Genomic DNA, 19755 nt, shown 5'->3' with positions numbered 1-19755 from the left:
GGCCCCCGGGGAATGGTGTCAGATCAACGACGGAACACGGGCTGCTGCCCCGACGCTCGTCCCCCGAAACCCGGACCCCGGCACGGGTCGCCCCGGTGGAAGCGGGGCGACCGCCCCCAACCCTACCGGCCCCTATGTACGAGGGTCAGTGCTCAGGTGACTCAACAGGCGCCGAAGTGACCAGTTCTGTCAGGACGCCATGGCAGTCCTTGGGGTGCAGGAAGGTGATCCGCGACCCCATGGAGCCGCGCCGGGGCTCGTCGTAGAGCACCCGCACGCCCTTGTCCTTGACGGCGGCGGCGTCGCCGTCGACGTCCGCGGTGCCGAAGGCGATGTGGTGGACGCCCTCGCCGTTCTTGGCCAGCCATTTGGCGACGGTGGAGTCCTCGCGGGTCGGTTCCAGGAGCTGGAGGTACGACGCCCCGCCGTCGGACGTATCGTTGATCTTGAGCATGGCCTCCCGCACGCCCTGCTCTTCGTTGACCTCGGTGTGGAACACCTCGAAGCCATACGTGGCACGGTAGAACTCGACGGTCTTGTCGAGGTCGAAACAGGCGATCCCGATGTGGTCGATTCGCGTCAGCATGGACTCAGTGCAGCGCTCCGGAGGTGGTTACGCAACGTGCGCGCGATCACACCGACAGCCCGATGACGGGCGGGATACCGCTCAGTACATTCGAGTAAACCCTCGTTCACTCCTCGGCTGTGCAGCCGGTAAGGGGATCGCAGCTCATGTCTTCTGGAACTTCTGGGACAAACGGCACGACGTCCGTCATCGTCGCGGGTGCGCGTACCCCGATGGGGCGGCTGCTCGGCTCGCTGAAGTCCTTCTCCGGAGCCGACCTCGGCGGCTTCGCGATCAAGGCCGCCCTCGACCGTGCGGGGATCGGCGGCGACCAGGTGCAGTACGTGATCATGGGCCAGGTGCTCCAGGCCGGCGCGGGCCAGATCCCGGCCCGCCAGGCGGCCGTCAAGGCGGGCATCCCGATGAACGTCCCCGCGCTGACCATCAACAAGGTCTGCCTCTCCGGCCTCGACGCCATCGCGCTGGCCGACCAGCTGATCCGCGCCGGCGAGTTCGACATCGTGGTCGCCGGCGGCCAGGAGTCCATGACCAACGCCCCCCACCTGCTGCCGAAGTCCCGCGAGGGCTTCAAGTACGGCGCGGTGCAGATGCTCGACGCGATGGCGTACGACGGTCTGACCGACGCCTTCGAGAACATCGCCATGGGCGAGTCCACGGAGAAGCACAACGCCCGCCTCGGCATCAGCCGCGAGGCGCAGGACGAGATCGCCGCCCTGTCCCACCAGCGGGCCGCCGCCGCGCAGAAGAACGGCATCTTCGAGGCCGAGATCACCCCGGTCGAGATCCCGCAGCGCAAGGGCGACCCCGTTCTCTTCAGCAAGGACGAGGGCATCCGCGGCGACACCACCGTGGAGTCCCTGGCCAAGCTGCGCCCGGCGTTCTCCAAGGACGGCACGATCACCGCCGGCTCCTCCTCGCAGATCTCCGACGGCGCCGCCGCGGTCGTGGTGATGAGCAAGGCCAAGGCGCAGGAGCTGGGCCTGGACTGGATCGCCGAGATCGGCGCCCACGGCAACGTCGCCGGCCCGGACAACTCTTTGCAGTCGCAGCCGTCGAACGCGATCGCACACGCCCTGAAGAAGGAGGGCCTGGAGGTCTCCGACCTCGATCTGATCGAGATCAACGAGGCCTTCGCCGCGGTCGCCGTGCAGTCAATGAAGGACCTCGGCGTGTCCACCGAAAAGGTGAACGTCAACGGGGGTGCCATCGCCCTGGGGCACCCGATCGGCATGTCCGGCGCCCGGCTCGTGCTGCACCTCGCGCTGGAGCTGAAGCGGCGCGGGGGCGGTGTCGGCGCGGCCGCGCTGTGCGGCGGCGGCGGCCAGGGCGACGCGCTGATCGTGCGGGTGCCGAAGGCCTGAGCGGCCCTTTCGATAGCCGATCTCTAGTGAACGGAGCTGTGATGCAGGACGTCTCCTCGCTGGTCGCCCAGGCCAGGGAAGGCCGGCCACGGGCCGTGGCCCGGCTGATCTCCCTGGTGGAGGGGGCGTCCCCGCAGCTCAGGGAGGTCATGGCGGCGCTCGCCCCGCTCACCGGCAACGCCTACGTCGTCGGCCTGACCGGTTCGCCCGGCGTCGGCAAGTCCACGTCCACGTCCGCGCTGGTCACGGCGTACCGAAAGCAGGGCAAGCGGGTCGGCGTCCTGGCTGTCGACCCGTCGTCCCCGTTCTCGGGCGGCGCCCTGCTCGGCGACCGCGTCCGCATGTCGGAGCACGCCTCCGACCCCGGCGTCTACATCCGCTCCATGGCGACCCGCGGCCACCTCGGCGGCCTCGCCTGGGCCGCGCCCCAGGCGATCCGCGTCCTGGACGCCGCGGGCTGCGACGTGATCCTGGTGGAGACGGTCGGCGTCGGCCAGTCGGAGGTCGAGATCGCCTCGCAGGCGGACACCTCCGTCGTCCTCCTGGCCCCCGGCATGGGCGACGGCATCCAGGCGGCGAAGGCCGGAATCCTGGAGATCGGCGACGTCTACGTCGTCAACAAGGCCGACCGTGACGGCGCCGACGCCACCGCCCGCGAGCTGAACCACATGCTGGGCCTCGGCGAGTCCCGCGGCCCCGGCGACTGGCGGCCCCCGATCGTGAAGACGGTCGCCGCGCGCGCCGAGGGCGTCGACGAGGTGGTGGAGGCCCTGGAGAAGCACCGGGCCTGGATGGAGGAGCGCGGCGTCCTCGCCGAACGCCGCCTCGCCCGCGCCGCCCGCGAGGTGGAGACCATCGCGGTCACCGCCCTGCGCGAACGCATCGGCGACCTCCACGGCGACCGGAGGCTGTCCGCCCTCGCGGAGCGAATCGTCGCGGGCGACCTGGACCCGTACCGCGCGGCGGACGAGCTGGTCGCGGGGCTGACGGAGGCCTAGGGCGGCTGAGGTCCAGGGTGGTTGCGCCGCGTCGCCGGGCGCGGTCAGTGGAGGGTTGCTCGCGCAGTTCCCCGCGCCCCTCGAACGCGGCTCCGCCGCGCGGGCGCGTCAGCGCCCAAAGGGGCGCGGGGAACTGCGCGACCAGCCCCCACGAACCCCCACCCGGCGACGAAGCCCAGCCCGGCAGGACCTACCCACTCAGTCCTCGTCGGAGTCGTCGTCCCGCTCCGCCGTGACCTTCCCCGTCTTCAGGTCGACGCGCCAGTCCTGCCCGGACTCCCCGGCGGTCTCCACGCCCCACCCCGCGGAGCGCCCCTCGTCGTCGAGGTCCACGGACGTCACGACCCCCTTCGCGGCAGCGGCCCGCGCCGCCTCACGGGCGTCCACGTCGGCACCCTTGAGCAGCGCACGCGCCTTTGCGACGTCGTCCTCGTCCTGGTCGGTCTCCGTGCCGAGGATCCTGCCGTTCGCCGGGTCCACCCGGACGGTGTACGAGGTGCTGCCGGAGCCCAGGACGTCGACCTCCCAGGCGGCGACGTCCCGCTTGCCGTTCCCGCCGTCGTCCCCGCCGTCGTCCCCGTCCTCGTCCAGGTCCACGGAGACCACGGTGCCCGCCCGCTCCTTCAGCGCGGCGTCGATGGCCTCCACGGCGGTCACCTCGCTCGCGGCCGCCCGGTCGGCGGAGCCGTCCGCGACGGCACCCTTCGCCCCGTCGTCACCGTTCGCGAAGGCGACCGCCGCTCCTCCGCCGAGCAGGGCGGTCGCGGTGACGGCGGCGATGACGATGTTGCGCTTCATGAGGACCCTCCAGGTCGACTCGCTCGGTTGCGACGTGATCCACCCTGCCGAGCCGAACCTGAAGCCACGCTGAAGCGACCTGAAGATCGTTTCAGCTTCGGTTTGCCACCCTGTACGCATGCGCCTGCTGATCGTCGAGGACGAGAGACGCCTCGCCCTGTCCCTGGCCAAGGGCCTCACCGCCGAGGGCTACGCCGTGGACGTCGTCCACGACGGCCTGGAGGGCCTGCACCGGGCGAGCGAGTCGCCGTACGACCTGGTCCTCCTCGACATCATGCTGCCGGGCATGAACGGCTACCGCGTCTGCTCCGCCCTGCGCGCGGCCGGGAACGACGTGCCGATCCTGATGCTGACCGCCAAGGACGGCGAGTACGACGAGGCGGAGGGCCTGGACACCGGCGCCGACGACTACCTGACGAAACCGTTCTCGTACGTCGTCCTGGTGGCCCGGATCAAGGCGCTGCTGCGCCGCCGGAACACGGGGAGCGGCACCCCGGTGATCACGCTCGGCGCGCTGCGGCTGGACACCGGCGCCCGGCGGGTGGACAAGGACGGCGCGGAGGTCCCCCTCACGGCCAAGGAGTTCGCGGTGCTGGAGCAGCTCGCGCTGCGCGCCGGCGAGGTGGTCTCCAAGGCGGAGATCCTGGAGCACGTGTGGGACTTCGCCTACGAAGGCGATCCGAACATCGTCGAGGTGTACGTCAGCGCCCTGCGCCGCAAGCTGGGCGCCCCGCTGATCCGCACCGTCCGGGGCGCCGGCTACCGCCTGGAGACCCCGCGATGACACGCCTGTTCGGTTCCGTGCGGGCGCGCGCCGCGCTGGCCGCGACCCTCGTCGTCGCGGTCGCGCTGCTCGCCGCCGGCGCGGCCGTCCTGCTGTCGCTGCGCGGCAACCTGGAGAGCCGGGCGGACGCCGAGGCCGACGCCGTCGCCCGCCAGATCGCCTCCCGGATCGCCGCCCGCACCCCGTACGCCGACCTCGACCTGCCGGACGGCGACGACAACCCCGTGCAGGTCGTCGACGAGGACGGCAGGGTCCTCGCCGTCAGCGAGGGCCTGGAGGCCGTCAGCGGCACCGGCACGTCCGGCGTCACCCCGCTGCACAGCCCCGCACCCGAGCCGGAGCACGATGACGAGGCCGCCGAGGCCGCCGAGCCCGGCGAACTCGCGGAGATCGACTGGCACGGGCGGGGCACCGCCACCGTGGACGGCGAGCGCCAGGCGTACCGCTTCGCCGGGGCGGAGGTCACCGACGCGCGCGACGAGACCGTCCGCGTCTACGCCGGTGCCTCCCTCGCGGCCCAGCAGGACGCGGTGCGCACCGCCTCCGGGGTGATGCTGGCCGGGTTCCCCCTGCTGCTGGCCGTCGTGGCCTCGGTGACCTGGCTGGTCACCCGGCGCGCCCTGCGCCCGGTCGAGGACATCCGCCGCGAGATGGCGGAGATCACCGCCTCGGCGGACCTGACCCGGCGGGTGCCGGAGCCCGGCACCCATGACGAGATCGCCCGTCTGGCCCGCACCACCAACGAGACCCTGGCCGCGCTGGAGACGTCCGTGGAGCGTCAGCGCCGGTTCGTCGCCGACGCCTCCCACGAGCTGCGCAGCCCGATCGCCTCGCTGCGCACCCAGCTGGAGGTGGCCGCCGCCCATCCCACGCTGCTGGACCTCGACGGGGCGGTCGAGGACACCGTACGGCTGCAGCGGCTCGCCGCCGACCTGCTGCTGCTGGCGCGGCTGGACGCCGGGGAGCGGCCCGCCGACGCCCGGGTGGACCTGCCGGCGCTGGCCCGCGAGGAGGCGGCGGGGCGGCCGATGGTGACCGTCGAGGCCGGGCCGGCCGGGGCGGAAGTGGCCGGATCACGCGGCCAGCTGGGCCGGGTGCTGGCCAATCTGCTGGACAACGCCGAGCGGCACGCGCGCTCGGCGGTCACCGTGACCGTCCGCCGGGACGGGGACCGGGCGGTCGTGGTGCGGGTCGCCGACGACGGCGACGGGGTGCCCGAGGCCGACCGGGAGCGGATCTTCGAGCGGTTCGTCCGGCTGGACGACGCCCGCAGCCGCGACGAGGGCGGCGCCGGGCTGGGCCTGGCGATCGCCCGCGATGTGGCCGTCCGGCACGGCGGGACCCTCACGGCCGGTGCGGCGCCGGGCGGCGGAGCCCTGTTCGAGCTCCGCCTGCCACTGGCCTAGGCCTCTGGCACTGCGTGGTCAGGGGCGTCCGCGCTGGCCGCGCAGGTGCTCGGCGATGGGCCGGAACGCCTTGTCCAGCTCGGTCAGGGCCTCGGGGGAGAGGAGGTCGATGAAGTGCCTGCGCACGGACGCCACGTGGTGCGGGGCGACCTTGCGCATCGTCTCCATGCCGTGGTCGGTGAGGACGGCGAACAGTCCCCGGCGGTCGGACTCGCAGTTCTCCCGGCGCACCAGGCCGGCGTTCTCCATGCGCGTGATCTGGTGCGAGAGGCGGCTCTTGGACTGCAGGGTGGCGGAGGCCAGATCGCTCATGCGCATGCGCAGATCGTCCGACTCCGAGAGATTCACCAGGATCTCGTAGTCGTTCATCGTCAGGCCGAACGGCTGCAGATCCTTTTCGAGCTGGTATGTCAACAGTCTGTTGACCTCCAGGTGGGTGCGCCAGGCACACTGCTCCGCATCGGTCAGCCAGCGCGTGGCCGTCTCGGTCTCCATGAATGAAGTCTACCTAAGAAGTTGAAAGGTGAACTAGTCTGGGTGGTGTGACAGCGCGCACGCGTTCGATGTCACACTCCGCAGACTACCGCTCACAGCCCGAAGCGACGCTGGAGGTCTCCCAGCTGTCCGGGAAGGCGCGGTGTCCCGGCCGATGCCCCCTGTCCTCCGGACATTCCCGCGCCGGGCACTCCCGCCCGCTGCGGAACCGCCCCCGCGTCCTGCTCGGGAACCAGGGTCTCGGTGGACTGGAGCAGGACGGTGCCCGCTCCCACGAACTCGAACTGATGCTCCTCTCCGGAAGCCCCGCCGAGGCCCGTCATCGCACGTAGACCGCCCAGAACGCCCGTCAGGTACCCGTGGTCGTAGTGATGGCACGGTGACGGGCAGTCGGCCCAGCCGACGAGCGCCTGCGGGTCCACCCGGATCGGGGGTTCCATGAACACCACCGGCCCGTTAGATGCGGCCACGAACTTCCCGGTTCCGAGGAGCGTCAGAAAGCCCGGCACGATCGACTGCTTGAGGGAGAGAGTTGGCTGAAAAGCGAGCAGATTCCCTGCCCGAACGGTCAAATTGCCGTCCTCGAGGTCGTACGCGTTCACATCGAAGGCCCGGTCGGCGAGCAGCATCTTGCCCGAGCCCTCCGCCACCACCCAGTCGGAGGCGTGCAGCGGCGAGTGGAACGACGTGCGCACCAGCCGCTCCAGCCGGCCGTGCCCGATGCCGTTGAAGTCGATCGAGCCGTAGTAGGCGATCATCTTGCCCTTCTGCAGGAACCACCGGCTCCCCGACAGCTCCACACAGAAGGTGTACGGGTTCACGTTGTCGTCGGCGGGGAGGGTGGCGGGGTCGAAGACCGCCGGGCCGCCGCCGGGCGTCGCGTACGTGCTCACAGCTTCTCCTCCGAGGCCTGGACGTAGACCGCGCCGTTGCCGCTCAGCTCCAGCTGGAACGCCTCGCCGGACCCGCGGCCCACCATGTCCCGCCAGCCCAGCGCGGTCGACAGCTTGTTGCGCAGTTCGCCGTGGTGGGCGACGTACGCCTGCGGGTCGACGTGCACCGGGCGCTGCGGGGTGACCGGGATCTCCAGGACACCGCCGTGCGCCATCACGGCGACGGCCCCGTGGCCCTCCAGGGTGGTGGTGAACAGCCCCTGCCCGGTGACCTGCCCGCGCACCATGCCCATGACGCCGCCCTGCGAGCCCAGGAACATCGTCCCCTGCCGGAGCGTGCCCTCGAACGCCAGCAGCCGGTCCGCCTCGACGTACAGGGTGTCGCCGGCGAGGCGGATCACCTGGACGTGGTGGCCGCCGTGCCCGAAGAGGACCGTGCCGCTGCCCTCCACGGTCATCAGCGGGGTGTCCTCGTCGGCCAGCCGGCGGCCGATCATCGACATGACGCCGCCCCGGCCGCCCGCCAGGTTAGGGGTGAAGGTCACCTCGCCCCGGTACGCGAGCATCGCACCGCGCTGACTGAACAGCCGCTGTCCCGGCACGACGGTCGCCTCGACCATCTTCGGATTGATCTCCCGGAAGGTCATCTCACACGTCCCCCGCGATCGTGTTGCGCTCGCTGGGCTGGACGTAGACCAGCCCGTCCCCCTCGAAGCGGATCTGGAAGGCCTCGCCGCCGCCCTCGCCGAGGAACGTGCGGAACGTCACACCGGACTGGAAGGACTGCCGCAGGTTCCCCTGGTGCGCCACGTACGCCCCCGGGTCGACCGAGAGCGGATACTGCGGGCTGACCCGCAGCACCACCGCGGGCCCGTCCGAGGTGATCGCCGCCTGCCCGTGCCCCTCGACGGTGGTGGTGAACAGGCCGTTGCCCTGGGAGGCGCCGCGCAGTCCGGTGAAGCTGGTGCCGGTGCGCAGCCCGCCGTCGGTCGCGAGCAGGTTGCTCGACTCCACGAACAGCTTGTCGCCCTGGAGCGTCACCAGGCTGATCTCGGACGCCCGGTCCGCGAACCAGCACGTCCCGTGCCCCTTCACCTCCATCACGGTCATCTGCTCGCCGGTGATCCGCCGGGTCACCATGCCCCGTATCCCCTCACCGCCCCCGCTGAGCTTCTTGAACGCCATCTGTCCGTCGTACGCGACCATCGACCCGTTCTTCGCGCGCACGGCGTCCCCGGTCATGTCGACGGCGAGCACCCTGCCGCCCTGAAGTCGGAACATCGCCACACCTGCGAAGGTAGCCGCCGGGGGCGGCCCGCCGACAGGGGCGCGGACCCGGAGCGGACCCGGAGCGGGACCCGGAGGGGAACCCGGAGCCGACGCCCGGGCGCACCTCGGGGCCGCCGTTCGCCCGACCCTGGGGCAAGCCCCCGGGTGACCGTTTGCCACAATGGAACGGCGTTTGTGCATCCGTTCACAAAGCGACCGCGTCCCGTGACGACTCTCCCACCGAAGGTGACCCGTGGACATCAAGACCGCCAGTGCCCTGCGCCGCCTCCGCCTGGTTTCGGCTCCCGAGGCCATCTCGTTCCTGATCCTGCTCGTCTGCTCCGTGCTGAAGCGGACGACGGACTTCAACGCGGTGCCCGTCATGGGTGCGGTGCACGGCGTGCTGTTCATCCTGTACGTGATCTTCTGGGCGGACGCCTGGAACCGCGCCAAGTGGTCCTTCGGGACCGCCGCCCTCTACTTCGTCCTCTCGGTCCTGCCGGCCGGCGGCTTCTTCGCCGAGCGCAGGCTGCGGCGTGAGGCCGAGGACGCGGTGATCGCCTCGCGCGCCCGCAAGGAAGGGGTCGTAAACGCATGATCGTCGCCTTCTCCGTGACTCCGCTCGGCGTCGGCGAGGACGTGGGGGAGTACGTCGCCGACGCCGTGCGCGTGGTCCGCGAGTCCGGTCTCCCGAACCGCACCGACGCGATGTTCACCTCGGTCGAGGGCGAGTGGGACGAGGTCATGGACGTCGTCAGGCGGGCCGTGGCCGCCGTGGAGGCACGCGCGCCCCGCGTGTCCCTGGTGCTCAAGGCGGACATCCGGCCCGGCGTCACCGACGGCCTCACCTCGAAGGTGGCGACCGTCGAGCGGCACCTGTCCGGCGAGTAGCGGCACGAAGACGCGAGGCGACGCGCCAGGAAGAGCGAGGAAGAGCGAGGAAGAGCAACAAGAGGCGGGGAGAAAACCGCCTCAGCGGCGGGCCGTGCGGCGCAGATGGTGCCGTACGGCCCGCTGCGCGACCGGACCCAGTTCCTCCAGCGCCGCCACCAGCACGCCGAGCTGCTCCAGCGCGTCCAGTGCCGACGCCGCGCCCGCCGCGTCCACCCCTTCGTACAGCTCGATCCCGACGAACGACGCCGCCACCGCGCGGGCCAGGCCCGCCGGGTCGGCGAACTCGCCGAACGGCGTCCCGGCCAGCACCCGGGTCAGGACCCGCTCTATCTCGTCGATCCACAGCTGGAGGCCGCCCGCCGTGGCGGGGCCCAGGGCGGCGTGGGTCTGCGCGCCGGCGAGGAGCTGGCCGAGGAGCGCGACATGGCCGCCGGCCCGCTCCTCCTCGTGGATCGCGCGGCCCAGCGCCAGCAGCCCCGACAGGGACGTGACCTGGGCGAGCCGGTCGCGGTAGCGGGCGACGGCCTGCTCGGCTCCGTAGCGGCAGGCCGCCGCGAGCAGTTCGTCGACCGAGCCGAAGTGGTAGAAGACGAGCGCCTGGTTCACCCCCGCGGCCGCCGCCACCGTGCGCGCCGACGTCTTGGCGATGCCCTGCTCGGTGAGGGTGCGCAGAGCGCCCTCCAGCAGCTTGGTCTTCGTCTCCTGCGCCTTGGCGGTGTCGGGGCTCACGCGCGGGACTCCTCGCGGACGGGGCGCAGCCCGGGGCGTACACCGCAGGCGCGGATGTCGCTGTACGTCACCGTGAAGGCGCCCTCGTAGCCGAAGAGCGGGCCGAAGCGGTCGTTGACCACGCGGACCCGGACGCGGAACACGCCGGCCGCGTCGTCGTAGGACTCGCGGACCTCGGCCGTCGCGCCGACCAGGGCGGGCACGCGGACGTCCACCGGGCCCTCGCGGAAGCGGTGCTCGCCGGAGCGGATCAGCAGGGAGCCGTCGGGTTCGGCGCTCGGGTGCAGTTCGCTGGCGAGGTGCTGGTGGGTGCCCAGGTAGTCGAGGACGCGGTCGCCCTTGGGGCCGAGCACCATCTGGGCGTCGAAGCGGCGGGGGCGGCCGGGCAGCCGGAACGTGCGCACGAAGCTGACCGTCTCCCGGCCGAAGGTGTCGGTGTACGGCACGTTCTCGATGGTGAAGGGCACGTTCCGGCCGGTGCGCGGGACGAGGATGTTGCGGGTGGCGCCGAGGGCCAGGAACGGTCTGACGAACGCCCCGCCGTGCCAGATCCGGCTCATGACGCCCCGGCCGGTGCAGGCCTCGCCGCTGGTGAGGCCGACGGAGAAGCGGCGCTGCAGCCGCGGGTGCAGACGGTCGAAGTCGGCGCCCATGACCGTACGGAAGATCGAGGTCATCGCGGGGTCTCCAGGGTGCTCAGCAGGCGGGGCGCACGCGCGCGGGTGGGCGGGGTGCGCAGGCAGCGGCGGGCGGCCGGGGTGCAGGACAGGGGCTCCTTGAACAGGGCGAGGCAGATCGCGACCGCCAGCAGGAGCGGGCACAGGTAGGCGGTCGACGCCGCGAACGGGCCCAGCAGGCGCGCCGCCGAGCCGAGGCCGAGGCCGGTCACGGCGACGGTGACGACCACCGCGCGGACGGTCAGTTCCGCCAGCCAGTTCCACAGCGCCCGCTCGGGGGTGACGCCCCGCTCCAGCCAGAGGCGGAGCCGGTCGAAGGACCAGGCCGTGGCCCAGCCCATGAGGGGGCGCAGGACACAGCGGTCGGCGAGCGCGCCGAACGCGCCCCAGCGGGTCCGGTAGTCGTAGCCGGTGAGGAAGCGGATGCCGTCACCGTCCGGCACGTACCGCCAGTAACCGCTGCCCTCGGCGAGCAGCGAGAGCGGGTGAGGGGAGGCGAAGCGCAGCGCGGAGGTGCGGGTGCCGTCGGGGCGCTCCCGCTCGCCGGCCGAGACGCCGGTGCCGGCGATCGTCAGGAACGGCAGCACGCGCGTGGCGTACCGGAAGCGCTGCGGTTCGCCCTCCGCGCGCGGGAGGTGGTCGATCTCGGTGAAGCGCAGGTCCCAGCGCTGGTGCTGGGAGGGCTCCTGGGTGCGGGCCCACAGGTCGTCGAGGTCGGTTCTGATCCGTGCCTCTATGTAGAGCCCCATCCCGGTTCCCCCAGTCCGTGTGCGTGTTGAGCGTTCGCTCAAACGCCAGGGCAGGACGGTAGCACTGTCTTGAGCGAGTGCTCAAAGAGATGTCCGCAGACCGGCCGGCGACCGAAAGGCGAGACAGAGCTGACCGGCATATGACCGGCCGGTAGGCTCTGATGACGTGCCGAAGCCCCTCAGCCTTCCTTTCGACCCCATCGCCCGCGCCGACGAACTGTGGAAGCAGCGCTGGGGCAACGTGCCGTCCATGGCCGCGATCACCTCGATCATGCGGGCGCACCAGATCCTGCTCGCCGAGGTCGACGCGGTGGTCAAGCCGTACGGGCTGACCTTCGCGCGGTACGAGGCGCTGGTGCTGCTCACCTTCTCCAAGGCCGGCGAACTGCCGATGTCCAAGATCGGCGAACGCCTCATGGTCCACCCGACGTCCGTGACGAACACCGTGGACCGCCTGGTGAAGTCCGGCCTCGTCGCCAAGCGCCCCAACCCCAACGACGGCCGCGGCACCCTCGCCTCCATCACCGACAAGGGCCGCGAGGTCGTCGAGTCCGCCACCCGCGACCTCATGGCCATGGACTTCGGCCTGGGTGTCTACGACGCCGAGGAGTGCGCGGAGATCTTCGCGATGCTGCGCCCGCTGCGGGTGGCCGCCCACGACTTCGACGAGGGCTGACCCCGGCCAAGATCCCCCGGAACGCCTGGTTACGCTCGTACGCATGAAAAAGAGCGTGCTGACGCGCTACCGCGTCATGGCCTACGTCACCGGTGTGCTGCTCGTCCTGCTGACCTTCGGCATGATCGGCAAGTACGCGCTCAAGAGCGACGGCGCGGCGGACTTCACCCAGGTCGTCAGCATCGCCCACGGCTGGCTGTACGTGGTCTACCTGATCTTCGCCTTCGATCTGGGCTCCAAGGCCAAGTGGCCGTTCGGCAAGCAGGCGTGGGTGCTGCTGGCCGGGACCATTCCCACCGCCGCCTTCTTCGTCGAGCGGAAGATCAGCCGCGAGCTGGAGGCCAAGGTCGCCGAGGAATCGCCGGCGGCCGCCAAGGCGTAGGCACACAGCCGTACGGACGCGTACGGCTGTCAGCCATCGACATTTACTAGGACGTCCTAGTAAATTCGAGGGTATGGACGCTGACGCCATCGAGGAGGGTCGCCGACGCTGGCAGGCCCGGTACGACGCCGCGCGCAAGCGCGACGCGGATTTCACCACGCTCTCCGGAGACCCCGTGGAGCCGGTGTACGGTCCCCGGCCGGGGGACGTCTACCAGGGCTTCGAGCGGATCGGCTGGCCCGGGGAGTTCCCCTTCACGCGCGGCCTGTATCCGACCGGGTACCGGGGGCGGACGTGGACCATCCGGCAGTTCGCCGGGTTCGGGAATGCCGAGCAGACCAACGAGCGCTACAAGATGATCCTCGCCGCCGGCGGCGGCGGGCTGTCCGTGGCCTTCGACATGCCGACGCTGATGGGCCGCGACTCCGACGACCCGCGCTCGCTCGGCGAGGTCGGGCACTGCGGGGTGGCCATCGACTCGGCCGCCGACATGGACGTGCTGTTCCGGGACATCCCGCTCGGGGACGTCACCACCTCGATGACCATCAGCGGGCCCGCCGTGCCCGTCTTCTGCATGTACCTGGTGGCCGCCGAGCGGCAGGGCGTGGACATCTCCCGCCTCAACGGCACGCTCCAGACGGACATCTTCAAGGAGTACATCGCCCAGAAGGAGTGGCTCTTCCAGCCCGAGCCCCATCTGCGCCTCATCGGCGACCTGATGGAGTACACGAGCGCCAAGATCCCCGCCTACAAGCCGCTCTCCGTCTCCGGCTACCACATCCGTGAGGCGGGCGCGACGGCCGCGCAGGAGCTGGCGTACACCCTGGCCGACGGATTCGGGTACGTGGAGCTGGGGCTCTCGCGCGGGCTCGACGTCGACGTCTTCGCGCCCGGACTGTCCTTCTTCTTCGACGCGCACGTCGACTTCTTCGAGGAGATCGCCAAGTTCCGCGCCGCGCGCCGCATCTGGGCGCGCTGGATGCGCGACGTCTACGGCGCGAAGAGCGAGAAGGCGCAGTGGCTGCGCTTCCACACCCAGACCGCCGGCGTCTCGCTGACCGCGCAGCAGCCGTACAACAACGTGGTCCGTACGGCCGTCGAGGCCCTGGCCGCGGTGCTCGGCGGGACCAACTCGCTGCACACCAACGCCCTCGACGAGACCCTCGCCCTGCCGAGCGAGCAGGCCGCGGAGATCGCGCTGCGCACCCAGCAGGTGCTGATGGAGGAGACCGGCGTCGCCAACGTCGCCGACCCGCTGGGCGGCTCCTGGTACGTCGAGCAGCTCACCGACCGCATCGAGGCCGACGCCGAGAAGATCTTCGAGCAGATCAAGGAGCGCGGTCTGCGGGCCCACCCCGACGGCAAGCACCCGATCGGGCCCATGACCTCCGGCATCCTGCGCGGCATCGAGGACGGCTGGTTCACCGGCGAGATCGCCGAATCCGCCTTCCGCTACCAGCAGGCCCTGGAGAAGGGCGACAAAAAGGTCGTGGGCGTCAACGCCCACACCGGCTCGGTCACCGGCGACCTGGAGATCCTGCGGGTCAGCCACGAGGTGGAGCGCGAGCAGGTGCGCGTCCTCGGCGCACGCCGTGCCGAACGCGACGAGACCCGGGTGCGCGCCGCGCTCGACGGCATGCTCGCCGCCGCCCGCGACGGCTCCAACATGATCGAGCCGATGCTGGAGGCGGTGCGCGCCGAGGCGACGCTCGGGGAGATCTGCGGGGTCCTCAGGGACGAGTGGGGCGTGTACACCGAGCCCGCCGGGTTCTGAGCCGGACCGGGCCTTCGGGACCCGGCGGACCAGGGGGCGGGCGCCGCCGCGCCCGTCCCCTGGCGCGTCCTCCGCGGGACACCCGCGAGAGGTCAGCCAGGCCGACGGGCCTCAGGCCGACAGCCCCTGGAGCAGCAGCCGGGTGAAGCTGCGGACCCAGGCTTCGTCCACCGGCTCCGCGCTGACCAGTTCGCGGTGCACCACCGCGCCCGCCACCACGTCGAAGATCAGGTCGGCGGTGCGGGCCGCCTCCTCGGGGTCCGTCTCGGGTGGCAGCTCGCCGCGGCGCTGCGCGCGGGCGCGGCCCTCCAGGACCAGCCGCTTCTGGCGCTCCACGATCGAGGTGCGGATCCGTTCCCGCAGCGCGGCGTCACGCGTGGATTCGGCCAGTACCGCCATCAGGCCGCTCTTCGCCTCCGGCCGCGCCAGGATCGCGGCGAACTGGAGGACCACGCCCTCGATGTCGGCGGCGAGCGTGCCCCGGTCGGGCAGGCGCAGCTCGTCGAACAGTTCCGCCACCGCGTCGACGACCAGCTCGTTCTTGCCCGCCCAGCGGCGATACAGCGTCGTCTTCGCAACCCCGGCGCGTGTCGCGACGTCTCCCAGGGTGAGTTTCGACCAGCCGAGTTCCACCAGGGCCGCCCGGGTCGCGGCCAGGATGGCGGCGTCGGCGGCGGCGCTGCGCGGACGTCCGGCGCGGCCGGCGGGGGTGCGGCTCTGCATGGCGTCGACCATATCCGGCCGTTCACCAGCGCTTCATGCGCGCAGTGAGCCAGATCACCGGTGCGGGGTGTCCCTCGGCGCCCGCCTGGCATTACGCTACGACTCGTAGCGAAAGCGTGTGCGTCCGAGTGATCGGTCACGGCACACCTGAGCGATGACCACATGGCGTGGGGTGGGGACCCGGCGCCGGCTTTTGACACCGCTTTTCACACACGCGCGGGAACGGGGGAGGATAGACGCATGCAGCCACGGAACATGTCCATGAGCGGCGTCGTCGACCTCGCCGCGGTCAAGGCGGCCCAGGAGGCCAAGGCGAAGGCGGAGCAGGCGCGCGCCCAAGCGGCCCGCCAGGGCGGGGGCGGGGCCGTCTCCCCGGCCGATCTCGTCATCGACGTCGACGAGGCCACCTTCGAACGCGACGTCCTCCAGCGCTCCACCGAAGTCCCGGTCGTCATCGACTTCTGGGCCGAGTGGTGCCAGCCCTGCAAGCAGCTGAGCCCGGTGCTGGAGCGGCTGGCCGTCGAGTACAACGGGCGTTTCGTCCTCGCCAAGATCGACGTCGACGCCAACCAGATGCTGATGCAGCAGTTCGGGATCCAGGGCATCCCGGCCGTCTTCGCGGTCGTCGCGGGACAGGCGCTGCCGCTCTTCCAGGGGGCCTCTCCCGAGCCGCAGATCCGGCAGGTCCTCGACCAGCTGGTCACCGTCGCCGAGCAGCGCTTCGGCCTGACCGGTCTCACCGTCGACCCGGAGGCGCAGCCGGGCGCCGCCGAGCCGCCCGCGCAGCCGGCCGGCCCGCACGAGAGCGCGCTGAACGCGGCCGCGCAGGCGCTGGACGCGGGCGACCTGGGCGGGGCCGTCCAGGCGTACAAGAACGTGCTCGCCGACGACCCGGCCAACCCGGAGGCCAAGCTCGGCCTCGCGCAGGCCGAGTTGCTCCAGCGGGTGCAGGGCATGGACCCGCAGCAGGTGCGCAAGGACGCCGCCGACAAGCCGGCCGACGTCCAGGCGCAGATCGCCGCGGCCGACCTCGATCTGGTCGGCGGGCATGTCGAGGACGCGTTCGGGCGGCTCATCGAGACCGTCGGGCGCACCGCCGGTGACGACCGGGACGCGGCCCGGGTGCGACTGCTGGAGCTCTTCGAGGTCGTCGGGGCAGACGACCCGCGGGTGACCGCGGCCCGCAGGGCGCTGGCACGGGCTCTGTTCTAGCCCTTTTACGGCCCTTTCCAGCCGTGTTCCGCACGGGACACGGCTGCCCTCGTGGCACCGATGCGGCCGCGCTTTGCCAAAACTTGGCAAACGCGGCCGCTGTTACTGCCAGTAAGTCGGGGGCGGGTTTCTGTCGGATTCCATCCCGACATTCCTTCTTTGTCCTCCCCGCCGGGTGCACCCAGCGTCGCCAAGCGAGACCGGCAGGTCGTTGTTCGGTTATCCCGCCGTTACTAGCGAGTAACGAACCCCCTTGTGCGGGCGGCGAGAATGCACCACGATCGGCCACGCTCGGTCCATTGCCCGGACCCCGACAGCCGGTCGGGTCACGGGATTTCCTGGGTCCCCACCGAGCAGAGCCGACGCCCGACGGCGCCGGCTCTTGGACAGGGGGGTCTTCGCCAGCGGGCGAAGCCTGTCCGGCAGGGTTGTGCGTGATGCGTGTCAGGCGCGACCAGTGGTTGTCGCTCGGGGGTGATCGCCGGTGATTCGGGCGCGGTACGCGCCGCCGAGTGCGGGCGCTCTCCTTCCCGAGGACGTAGCACTTCTCCCATCCCTGCCCCGCTGAGCCGCCATTGGGGGCCAGTCCGGGTCAGGAGATGTACGTCCGAGAAGGAGGAAATATGGAGTCCCAGGTGCGTGGTGGGACCAGATGGAAGCGGTTCGCCGTGGTCATGGTGCCCAGCGTGGCCGCCACGGCGGCGATAGGCGTCGCCCTCGCTCAGGGTGCTCTCGCCGCGTCGTTCAGCGTTTCCGGACAGTCTTTCAAGGTCACGACCGAGCGTCTCGACGGCACGGGCTTCGTGCAGTACGGCGCTCTCGACGAGGGCTACACGCTCGACGGCAAGAAGACGGTTCACCCCGTCGCCGTCTCGGCGTTCAAGTCCGCGACCATCAAGAGCCTGTGCCAGTCGGTCGTCACGCCGAACATCCCGGTGCTCGGCAACGTCAGCCTGATTCTGCGGGCCGGCCAGGGTGACACCCCGGTCCAGGCCGAGAACCTGTACATCGACGTCGCCGAGCTGGAAGGCGACGCCGTCTTCCGGGGCATCGACATCGGTGTCGCCGCCAAGGACGCCTCCAAGGGTCCGGGCATGAAGGGCGGCAAGGAGCAGTCGAACCCGTACGGCTTCTCGCAGCAGGCCGATTCGGTCACCCTCACCGACGTGAAGCAGACGGCGTGGGCGACCACCGCCGGAACCTTCAAGCTCAGCGGCCTGAAGATGTCGCTGTCGACGGGTGTCAAGGAGTGCTACTAAGCACTCGCTGACGGGCGGGGGAGCCGGTGGCCTCCCCGCCCGTCAACTCTCCGACTCTGCATTCGCAGTACCACTCACCACGGCAACGCCGTTCCAGGGAGCTGTTTTTCCATGAGCGCCGAGACTCCTGCCGCGCCCGGCACCGACGAGCACTACCTCCGGGTCTTTCGGCGGAACTTCCGCGCCTGGCGGGGCACCCGGCCGTTCTGGGCCGGCCTGTTCGTCATGCTCGGCGGACTCCCCATCGCCTACTTCCCGTACGCAAACCTCCGGCTCGGCCATCTCACGCTCGCGATGGCCACCACGGCGGGTGCCGGATCCCTGATCATCGGCGTGCTGCTCGTCGTCCTGGGCATCAGCCTCTGGTTCCAGAAGCACGTCCGGGTCTTCGCGGGCGTCGCCGCGATCCTGCTGGCGCTGGTGTCCATCCCCGTCTCCAACCTCGGCGGCTTCCTCATCGGCTTCCTGTTCGCCCTCATCGGCGGCGCGATGGCGGTGTCCTGGGCCGAGGACGCGCCGCCCGCGCAGCAGCCGGCGGACGCCAAGGGAGCGGCCATCGCCCCGATGGGCACGGCCACGCAGGCCCCGGTCACGGACACGGGCACGGTGGGTGCAACCGACGACCTGTCGGGATCGAGCCCCGGCAACGAGGCGAACGGGAGGCACAGTGCCGGCTGACGAGGGGACCCACGGGACTGAGGTGGACACGTCCCGTGTGAGAACCGGGCCGCGCCACGCGGCACCCAAGAAGCCGTTGTTCACCAGGTTCCACATGCCGGCCGGCAAGGCGATAGCCCTCGCGGCGATGCCCACCGCGGTCCTGATGGGGATGGGGTTCACACCGAAGCTCGCCCTCGCCGAGGACCAGCAGCCGGCGTCGCGCAGCCTGACGGCCGACGAGTACAAGGAGTGCGTGGCGGCCCTCGAGGACGCCGGGAAGGGCGAGACCGCCACGCCCACGCCCACGCCGTCGCCGTCCGCCTCGGCCGGCGCGAGCGAGAGCCCGTCGGCCGGCGGCGCCGAGCCGAGCCCGTCGGCGACGTCCGGCTCCGGCTCCGGCGACTCGGGCTCGGGCTCGGGCAACTCCGGTCCGGGTGACGGCGATTCGGCGGATTCAGGTTCCGCCGACGAGCCGGGCCCCGCGCCGACCGCCTCCGCCTCCGCCGGGGCGCCGGCCACCAAGGAGCCGCAGAACGCCCCCACGCCCTCGCCCACCGAGACGCAGAAGGGCGTGCTGGAGACCATCGGCGACACCGTCACCGGGGTCGTGGACGGCGTGGTCGACGGTGTCACCGGCGGCGGCGCCGAGGAGTCCGCGAGCCCCGCCCCGTCCCCGTCCGCCCCGGCGAGCCCGGAGCCGAGCACGGGCGCGGGCCAGGGAGGGGACTCCGGCAGCGGCGCCGAGGACCCGGCCGGGGACGGCGCCGACCAGGACACCGACGGCGGGCAGGACACCGCCGACGGTGCCGGGGACACGGCGTCCGAGGCGCCCGGGGCCGTACCGGAGGCCACCGAGTCCGCCGGCGAGGCGACGGCCACCCCGTCGCCGTCGGCGAGCCCGAGCACGGACGCCGACGACTGCCCGGTCGCCACCGACGCGCAGGGCGGCGTCGACAACGCCGTGCCGCTGCCCGACGACCCGTGGTTCCTGGACGCCAGCTCGCTGACGCTGAAGGGCGCCGACTACAAGGGCATCGTCGAGGTCCGCACGGCCAACGGCACGGTCAAGAAGGTGCTGAAGTACGTCATATCCGACGGCACCGACATCGGCGACCTGCACCAGACGGTGAAGGACGACCTGAGCGGCAAGACCTACCACGTGCAGGCGGCCAAGGGCTCGACGTCCACCATCCGCGACGGCGAGACGATCATGTACACCGAGCGCATCTCCGGCAATCTGCTGGGGCTGATCCCGGTGACGTTCGACCCGGAGCACCCGCCGCCGCTGAACATCCCGCTCATCTACTTCACGAAGGTGAAGGTGCAGCAGGCCGGCCAGTTCGGCGGCACCCTGCACGTCCCCGGGCTGCGTCAGTACGTCACCGACTGACCGTCGACCGTCGACCGCTGACCGCCCCGCCGACCCGTCC

23 protein-coding genes are annotated in these 19755 nt (G+C 71.4%); 13 read left to right on the top strand and 10 right to left on the bottom strand.

Going from position 1 to position 19755, the window contains the following annotated elements:
- Window positions 1-145: 145 nt before the first annotated feature.
- Window positions 146-586: a methylmalonyl-CoA epimerase gene (mce, locus tag AB0K92_RS28355; protein ID WP_365927466.1), complete on the bottom strand. Its 441-nt coding sequence runs from the start codon at window positions 584-586 to the stop codon at window positions 146-148.
- Between the two features lie 146 nt (window positions 587-732).
- On the opposite strand from mce, the gene AB0K92_RS28350 reads away from it, so the two are divergent.
- Window positions 733-1947, top strand: a complete 1215-nt coding sequence (locus AB0K92_RS28350; RefSeq protein ID WP_365758154.1) for an acetyl-CoA C-acetyltransferase — start codon at window positions 733-735, stop codon at window positions 1945-1947.
- Window positions 1948-1988: 41 nt separating this feature from the next.
- On the top strand, window positions 1989-2945 hold the full coding sequence (meaB, locus tag AB0K92_RS28345) for a methylmalonyl Co-A mutase-associated GTPase MeaB (RefSeq protein WP_365927464.1): 957 nt from the start codon (window positions 1989-1991) through the stop codon (window positions 2943-2945).
- 198 nt (window positions 2946-3143) lie between these two features.
- On the opposite strand, the gene AB0K92_RS28340 is transcribed toward meaB, so the two are convergent.
- Window positions 3144-3743 carry a PepSY domain-containing protein gene (locus AB0K92_RS28340; protein WP_365927462.1) on the bottom strand — a complete coding sequence of 200 codons (600 nt, stop codon included), beginning with the start codon at window positions 3741-3743 and terminating at the stop codon, window positions 3144-3146.
- A 118-nt stretch (window positions 3744-3861) separates the two neighbouring features.
- On the opposite strand from AB0K92_RS28340, the gene AB0K92_RS28335 reads away from it, so the two are divergent.
- Together AB0K92_RS28335 and AB0K92_RS28330 are read left to right on the top strand one after the other, a co-directional pair.
- Window positions 3862-4527, top strand: a complete 666-nt coding sequence (locus AB0K92_RS28335) for a response regulator transcription factor (RefSeq protein ID WP_365927460.1) — start codon at window positions 3862-3864, stop codon at window positions 4525-4527.
- Window positions 4524-5933 carry an ATP-binding protein gene (locus AB0K92_RS28330; RefSeq protein ID WP_365927458.1) on the top strand — a complete coding sequence of 470 codons (1410 nt, stop codon included), beginning with the start codon at window positions 4524-4526 and terminating at the stop codon, window positions 5931-5933. Before AB0K92_RS28335 ends, AB0K92_RS28330 begins: the two co-directional genes overlap by 4 nt.
- 18 nt (window positions 5934-5951) lie before the next feature.
- On the opposite strand, the gene AB0K92_RS28325 is transcribed toward AB0K92_RS28330, so the two are convergent.
- The 4 genes from AB0K92_RS28325 to AB0K92_RS28310 all read right to left on the bottom strand — a co-directional run bounded on the left by AB0K92_RS28325 (window position 5952) and on the right by AB0K92_RS28310 (window position 8602).
- Window positions 5952-6428, bottom strand: coding sequence for a MarR family transcriptional regulator (locus AB0K92_RS28325; protein ID WP_166002341.1), 477 nt, complete (start codon window positions 6426-6428; stop codon window positions 5952-5954).
- Window positions 6429-6520: 92 nt separating this feature from the next.
- Window positions 6521-7321, bottom strand: coding sequence for an AIM24 family protein (locus AB0K92_RS28320; protein WP_365927455.1), 801 nt, complete (start codon window positions 7319-7321; stop codon window positions 6521-6523).
- Window positions 7318-7968 carry an AIM24 family protein gene (locus AB0K92_RS28315; RefSeq protein ID WP_365927453.1) on the bottom strand — a complete coding sequence of 217 codons (651 nt, stop codon included), beginning with the start codon at window positions 7966-7968 and terminating at the stop codon, window positions 7318-7320. The genes AB0K92_RS28320 and AB0K92_RS28315 overlap by 4 nt, the downstream gene beginning before the upstream one ends.
- Before the next feature lies 1 nt (window position 7969).
- Window positions 7970-8602 carry an AIM24 family protein gene (locus AB0K92_RS28310; RefSeq protein WP_365927451.1) on the bottom strand — a complete coding sequence of 211 codons (633 nt, stop codon included), beginning with the start codon at window positions 8600-8602 and terminating at the stop codon, window positions 7970-7972.
- Between the two features lie 241 nt (window positions 8603-8843).
- Between AB0K92_RS28310 and AB0K92_RS28305 the strand changes: the two genes are divergently transcribed.
- Window positions 8844-9188 (top strand): DUF3817 domain-containing protein, encoded by a 345-nt coding sequence (locus AB0K92_RS28305; protein ID WP_365927449.1) that lies wholly within the window; start codon window positions 8844-8846, stop codon window positions 9186-9188.
- Window positions 9185-9481, top strand: coding sequence for an MTH1187 family thiamine-binding protein (locus tag AB0K92_RS28300; RefSeq protein WP_365927447.1), 297 nt, complete (start codon window positions 9185-9187; stop codon window positions 9479-9481). The genes AB0K92_RS28305 and AB0K92_RS28300 overlap by 4 nt, the downstream gene beginning before the upstream one ends.
- Window positions 9482-9562: 81 nt before the next feature.
- Here the strand turns inward: AB0K92_RS28300 and AB0K92_RS28295 are convergent, their stop codons facing one another.
- From AB0K92_RS28295 to AB0K92_RS28285, 3 genes are read right to left on the bottom strand one after another with little or no spacing between them, the layout of a single operon-like run.
- A complete protein-coding gene (locus tag AB0K92_RS28295; protein ID WP_365927445.1) occupies window positions 9563-10213 on the bottom strand; it encodes a TetR/AcrR family transcriptional regulator in 651 nt (216 codons plus the stop codon).
- The gene (locus tag AB0K92_RS28290) at window positions 10210-10890 is read right to left on the bottom strand and encodes a DUF4166 domain-containing protein (RefSeq protein ID WP_365927443.1); all 681 of its coding nucleotides are present in this window, start codon (window positions 10888-10890) and stop codon (window positions 10210-10212) included. Before AB0K92_RS28290 ends, AB0K92_RS28295 begins: the two co-directional genes overlap by 4 nt.
- Window positions 10887-11639, bottom strand: coding sequence for a hypothetical protein (locus tag AB0K92_RS28285; protein WP_365927441.1), 753 nt, complete (start codon window positions 11637-11639; stop codon window positions 10887-10889). Before AB0K92_RS28285 ends, AB0K92_RS28290 begins: the two co-directional genes overlap by 4 nt.
- Before the next feature lie 166 nt (window positions 11640-11805).
- On the opposite strand from AB0K92_RS28285, the gene AB0K92_RS28280 reads away from it, so the two are divergent.
- The 3 genes from AB0K92_RS28280 (at window position 11806) to AB0K92_RS28270 (ending at window position 14471) form a co-directional block, all read left to right on the top strand.
- Window positions 11806-12315 (top strand): MarR family transcriptional regulator, encoded by a 510-nt coding sequence (locus AB0K92_RS28280; protein ID WP_166002350.1) that lies wholly within the window; start codon window positions 11806-11808, stop codon window positions 12313-12315.
- Between the two features lie 43 nt (window positions 12316-12358).
- Window positions 12359-12697, top strand: coding sequence for a DUF3817 domain-containing protein (locus AB0K92_RS28275; protein WP_365927439.1), 339 nt, complete (start codon window positions 12359-12361; stop codon window positions 12695-12697).
- A 73-nt stretch (window positions 12698-12770) separates the two neighbouring features.
- The gene (locus AB0K92_RS28270; RefSeq protein ID WP_365927437.1) at window positions 12771-14471 is read left to right on the top strand and encodes a methylmalonyl-CoA mutase family protein; all 1701 of its coding nucleotides are present in this window, start codon (window positions 12771-12773) and stop codon (window positions 14469-14471) included.
- Window positions 14472-14582: 111 nt separating this feature from the next.
- Here AB0K92_RS28270 and AB0K92_RS28265 read toward each other — a convergent pair whose 3' ends face one another.
- Window positions 14583-15194, bottom strand: coding sequence for a TetR/AcrR family transcriptional regulator (locus AB0K92_RS28265; protein WP_365927435.1), 612 nt, complete (start codon window positions 15192-15194; stop codon window positions 14583-14585).
- A 240-nt stretch (window positions 15195-15434) separates the two neighbouring features.
- On the opposite strand from AB0K92_RS28265, the gene AB0K92_RS28260 reads away from it, so the two are divergent.
- From AB0K92_RS28260 to AB0K92_RS28245, 4 genes are all read left to right on the top strand, one after another.
- Window positions 15435-16406 (top strand): tetratricopeptide repeat protein, encoded by a 972-nt coding sequence (locus AB0K92_RS28260; RefSeq protein ID WP_365927433.1) that lies wholly within the window; start codon window positions 15435-15437, stop codon window positions 16404-16406.
- 623 nt (window positions 16407-17029) lie between these two features.
- The gene (locus tag AB0K92_RS28255) at window positions 17030-17665 is read left to right on the top strand and encodes a DUF6230 family protein (protein WP_166002355.1); all 636 of its coding nucleotides are present in this window, start codon (window positions 17030-17032) and stop codon (window positions 17663-17665) included.
- Window positions 17666-17776: 111 nt separating this feature from the next.
- Window positions 17777-18343, top strand: a complete 567-nt coding sequence (locus tag AB0K92_RS28250) for a DUF6114 domain-containing protein (protein ID WP_365927429.1) — start codon at window positions 17777-17779, stop codon at window positions 18341-18343.
- Complete coding sequence (locus tag AB0K92_RS28245) at window positions 18333-19715, top strand: hypothetical protein (protein WP_365927427.1); 1383 nt, start codon at window positions 18333-18335, stop codon at window positions 19713-19715. The genes AB0K92_RS28250 and AB0K92_RS28245 overlap by 11 nt, the downstream gene beginning before the upstream one ends.
- Window positions 19716-19755: the final 40 nt, after the last annotated feature.

Source organism: Streptomyces sp. NPDC052687 (genome assembly GCF_040678395.1).
In the GTDB taxonomy this organism is placed as follows: domain Bacteria; phylum Actinomycetota; class Actinomycetes; order Streptomycetales; family Streptomycetaceae; genus Streptomyces.
The sequence above is the reverse complement of the archived record's forward strand: the minus strand, read 5'-3'. Positions and strand labels throughout refer to the sequence as shown.